The sequence below is a fragment of the Sulfurovum sp. genome (genome assembly GCF_041551015.1).
GTDB lineage: Bacteria > Campylobacterota > Campylobacteria > Campylobacterales > Sulfurovaceae > Sulfurovum.
Genome location: NZ_JBFENQ010000126.1, coordinates 1 through 4,975, shown reverse-complemented (window position 1 = coordinate 4,975; position 4,975 = coordinate 1). Strand labels below are relative to the sequence as shown.

Genomic DNA, 4,975 nt, shown 5'->3' with positions numbered 1-4,975 from the left:
TGCTTTTGTCCAGATAGAACAGATGGTATGTTCTGGTATAAGCCCGGAAAAGATAGTACTTATCCTGCCTGATGAAAGCTTTAAAGAGCACTTTACACTATTTGATACACACAATAACTTAAACTTTGCGATGGGATATGATTATGCTAATGGCCGTATATACAAATTACTTGAAGCACTCTATAAGTATTGGCAAAGCTTTGATACTGAGCATAAATATATATTGGAACGTTATGGATTTAATTTTGAATCGGTAGAGACGTTATCTCCCACAAAACGTTGCAAAACAGAGAAGTTTTTTAGTGTTGTAGATGGCTTGGGATTATTAGAGTGTCCATTGATCGATGGAGAAAAAAAAGAGAAGATCAATGAGCGTGTTTATGAAAAATATCTGCACTTCATGAAAATATTTATAAAAGAGGAGCTTAGTTTAAAAGAGTGGCTCTTTTTATGGCTTAAAGCACTTTCAGCAATCACTATAGATGATGTACGAGGTGGAATGATCACGGTGATGGGAGTGCTGGAGACCAGGGGCGTGCATTTTGAAGGTGTGGTCATTGTAGATTTTAATGAAGGTATTGTGCCTGCATCTTCAAGCAAAGACCAGTTTCTCAACTCCTCGGTCCGAGCTTTTGCCAACCTTCCTACTAAAAATGACAGAGAAGCTTTGCAGAAGCAGTACTATAAACGTTTACTTGAACAAGCCAAAGAGGTAGCCATACTCTACAGCAGCAGCGACAATAAACTCCCTTCAAAATTCCTTTACGAACTTGGACTTGAAAGTGCTGTAGCAACACAGGCACAAACCAATCTGCTTTATGACCAAACTGCACAGTTTGTACAGGAAGAAGATCCGGTAGTAGAGCATTTTAATGCGCAGTACATCACATGGTCAGCGTCAAGATTGAAAACCTATTTGGAGTGCAAACGAAAGTATTACTATCGTTACATACAAAAGGTAGAGACAAAGAAGGAAGAAGAGCTGAATGAGGGTGCATTTTTACATCTGCTCTTAGATCACTTATATAGAGAAAAAGAGAGTTATGACAACAGAGAAGAGATGCAAAAAAATATAGATATCCTTTTAGATCAGCTACTTCCTTTTGATGATGCACAAACAGAATACAAAAAATTGCTATGGAAAGAGAAGTTAAAGGGATTTGTTACTTCACAGATAGAACATTTTAAGGCGGATTGGAGAGTTATAGAAAGAGAACTGGAGGTACAAGGTGACATAGGAGGTTTACGTTTTAAGGGACGTATAGACCGTATAGACCAGAATGCTACGGATACTCTTGTACTTGATTATAAAAGCGGTTCGATAGCAGAGGCAAACAAAATAAAGAATCTGGAGAATCTTACAGATCTTCAGATGAGTATCTACCACCAAATGCTTACAGGAAAATACCAAAATATCACTCTGGCATTCGTCAAAATTCTCGAGGGAGGCACAATAGAAGTTATCACGGCGCTAGAGGAGAAAAATGAACTCCTCGCACAACATATCATAGAACTTAAACAAACAAAGTCTTTTACTGCTGAAAAGTGTGAAGATCTACAAAAATGCAAGTATTGTGAATTTACTTTAATGTGTGAGAGAGGAGAATATTTATGAGTTTTAAACCCTTTTTAGCCTACTCTGCCTCTGCCGGATCTGGAAAAACATTTGCACTTTCCGTACGATACATTTCACTGCTTTTTATGGGAGAATCTCCTAGTGCTATTTTAGCAGCAACCTTTACCAATAAAGCAGCCGCTGAGATGCGTCAAAGAGTGGTAGACTCTTTACGTAGCCTCGCGGATAAAAGTAATGAAGCATTCACTGATGCGATCTGTGTACAAACTGGGCTCTCATGTGAAGAACTTTTACGAAAACAGCCTGAAGTATTGGCTCGTTTCTTGGCCAGTAGTTCTTATATTGTGACGCTTGACAGTTTTTTCTCTTCTGTTTTACGTTCGGCTTCTTTAGAGATAGGACTTGAACCGGACTTTGTCACCAAAGAGCAGGGTGAAGATGAGTTGGAAAAACATTTCCTGGATGAGGTACAAGCTGAAGGACTACTCTCTTCCCTTGTAAAACTTTCGATGGATATAGAAGACAAACGTTTCATAAAGATCTTTGATCTAATGCAAAACTTTTATAAGGTAGATCCTTTACTCCCTCAACTAGAGAAGGTAAATCTCGATTTGGTCAAACAAGAAGAGGCCTGTGAAGTCTTGAGAGCTAAGATGATCAAAGCACTTACGGATGCAGGGGCTGCCGCACGTTGCATGAAGCAGTTTGAAACAAAGAGTATTAAAGAGTTGTACGGCAAATCACTTTTTGAAAAAGAGACTTTAGCAGAACACTCATGGTTTACCAAAGTAGCTAACGATGAGTTAGAAGGGCTTTATGCTTTTCTCAAAAAAGAGTTAGCCTTTTGGTCACGGGTTAAAGAAGCCATCGTCTTACATAATCTCTTTAAAATATACGACTACTATAAAAATGCGACAATTACCAATGCGAAGTCTTCTGGTGTTTTGAGTTTTGATGATTTGACCTATTTTACCTACCGACTCTTGCATGAGAGTCTCAGTAAAGAGTTTTTGTATTTCAAAATAGACTCTAAGTTCAAACATATACTGCTGGATGAATTTCAAGATACCTCTACTTTGCAGTTTTTACTGTTGAAACCGCTTATAGATGAGATATTTTCAGGGCATGGACAGAGTGAATTTAAGAGCTTTTTTTATGTAGGTGATACTAAGCAGTCTCTTTACCGTTTTCGTGGTGGAGTAGAAGAGCTGTTTGATAAAGTTGCAGAGCACTATGGTGTAAATATAGAACAGATGGATACCAACTATAGAAGTTCCAGAAATGTAGTAGAACAGGTCAATCGATGGTTTGAACCGGCGATGGAAGGCTATGTCCCTCAAAAGAGTAAAGTAGAGGCCTCTGAAGGGTATGTTGAGGTCCTTGAATCCGAAACACTGATAGAAGAAGCGGTAGAACAAGCCAAAAGACTGCTGGCATTGGGAGTTGATGTCAATGAAATTGCTTTTTTAGTCAGTACGAACAAAGATGGAGTAAGTTTGCAAGAGGCATGTATCTCCCAAGATATCGCGACACTTTTACAAACTTCCAGCTCACTCAAAAATCTTCCAAAAATAGCAGCACTTGTTGCGATGGTAGAGTATCTGTTTTATGGTGAGAAGATAGATGCTCAAGCACTGTTGTTGAAAATAGGTAAGTCATTAGACAATATTGATACTTTTTGGTTCTCAGCATTTATGAGTCCTTTACAAGTGGTAGACAGACTGGTAAGAGAGTTTGGATATTTTGATGAAGATCTGAATATTTTGAAACTTCTAGAGTTTGCTTCAAACTTTTCAGACATTCCTACCTTTATAGATGAGTTCAGTACTTCTTCCATTTCTGTAGCAGCTAACTCCGTCCATGGTGCAAAGATTATGACGATTCATGGATCCAAAGGGCTTGAATTTGAATATGTCATACTACTAGACAAACTTACACGTAAAAACAATGATAAGTCAGCACTTATCTACCATTACAATGAGAATCTTTATATAGATAAAATACTCTACAGAATGAAAGGTAGAGAGAATTTTGATGAAGCATATAAGCGTATTATGAATGCACGTAAAGTCTCAGAACTTAAAGACAGAAAAAATATACTTTATGTGGCTTTAACCCGTGCAGTGGAAGGGCTTATTATTCTTAGAAAACCCAAAGATTCTATTTTTGATGAGATCAATATGGGACCGATGTCTGCAGGTGAGCTTAAAATAAGATCCCTTCATGAATGTAAAAAAACCTTACCCGAGACAGTCAAAGCATTGAGTATCTCAAATTACGGTACACAAGAGGTGCTTTCTACTGACGAAGAAGAAGAGAAAGATTATGAAGCTATTTTGTTCGGTACGGCATTGCATTATACATTGGAGATGTTAGGTGCCTTTAATGAAGAGAGTTTAGCTACTGCAATGCTTTCATTAAAAAATCGTTATGGGCAACAGTTGCCAGATCAAAATATAGAGCAGATAGAAGAGCGTATTAAGAATTTGATAGACCATAAAGCATTTCAAGAGATACTGGATGGAGCAAAAGTCAGAAAAGAGCAGTCTCTTAGTTTTGAGGGAGAATTGAAACAAATAGATCTTTTGCTGGAATATGATAATCACTGTTTGGTGATAGACTATAAAAGTTCAAAAAAGTATGCATTAAAACATGAAAAGCAGGTAAGATATTATCAAAAGGCCATAGACAATATCACAGGAAAAAGAACAGAAGGTATGATCATTTATCTTTTAGCAGACGAAATTAGCATCAAAAACTTAACTTAATCTTAATTTAAATAAATTTTAAGTTTAAGTGGGTACAATCCGTCCACAAAAGAACATTTGCAGAGTAAATAGTTCTATTTAAACAAGGAAAATTCATGAAATTGACATCAGTTCTTAAACCTGCTGAAGTACAACGTGACTGGGTTTTGATCGATGCAGAAGGTAAAACTTTTGGTCGTATCTTAACTGAAGTAGCGACACTTCTTAGAGGTAAACATAAACCATCATTTACACCAAATGTAGATTGTGGTGACTACGTAGTTATCATCAATGCTGAAAAAGCTAAATTCTCAGGTGTTAAACTTGAAGACAAAGAATACTTTACTCACAGTGGTTACTTCGGTTCTACTAAAAGTAAAAAACTTGGTGATATGTTAGAAAACCATACAGAGAAACTTTATAAGCTTGCTGTTAGAGGTATGCTTCCAAAGACTACTCTTGGTAGAGCAATGCTTAAAAAGCTTAAAGTATATGCAGGTGCTGAGCACCCACATACTGCACAAATCAATAAGGAGGCGTAAGCATGGCAACTATTTATGCAACAGGTAAAAGAAAAGCGGCTATCGCTAAAGTTTGGTTGACTCCAGGTAACGGTGGAATGCTTATCAACGGTAAAACACTTGACCAATGG

General features: G+C 37.3%; 4 protein-coding genes. All 4 read left to right on the top strand.

All coding sequences use genetic code 11. The annotated features are described in order from the left end of the window. Positions 1 to 1,615: RecB family exonuclease (locus tag ABZC96_RS08175; RefSeq protein ID WP_373030364.1), on the top strand; the 1,615-nt coding region annotated here is incomplete at its 5' end. Further along, on the top strand, positions 1,612 to 4,344 hold the full coding sequence (locus tag ABZC96_RS08170; protein ID WP_373030362.1) for a RecB-like helicase: 2,733 nt from the start codon (positions 1,612 to 1,614) through the stop codon (positions 4,342 to 4,344). The genes ABZC96_RS08175 and ABZC96_RS08170, both read left to right, overlap by 4 nt. 95 nt (positions 4,345 to 4,439) lie before the next feature. Beyond that, entirely contained in the window at positions 4,440 to 4,865 is a 426-nt protein-coding gene (gene rplM, locus ABZC96_RS08165) for a 50S ribosomal protein L13 (protein WP_373030360.1), read from the top strand. 2 nt (positions 4,866 to 4,867) lie between these two features. Beyond that, positions 4,868 to 4,975 (top strand): 30S ribosomal protein S9 (gene rpsI, locus ABZC96_RS08160; protein ID WP_373030366.1); only part of this gene is annotated, 108 nt, incomplete at its 3' end.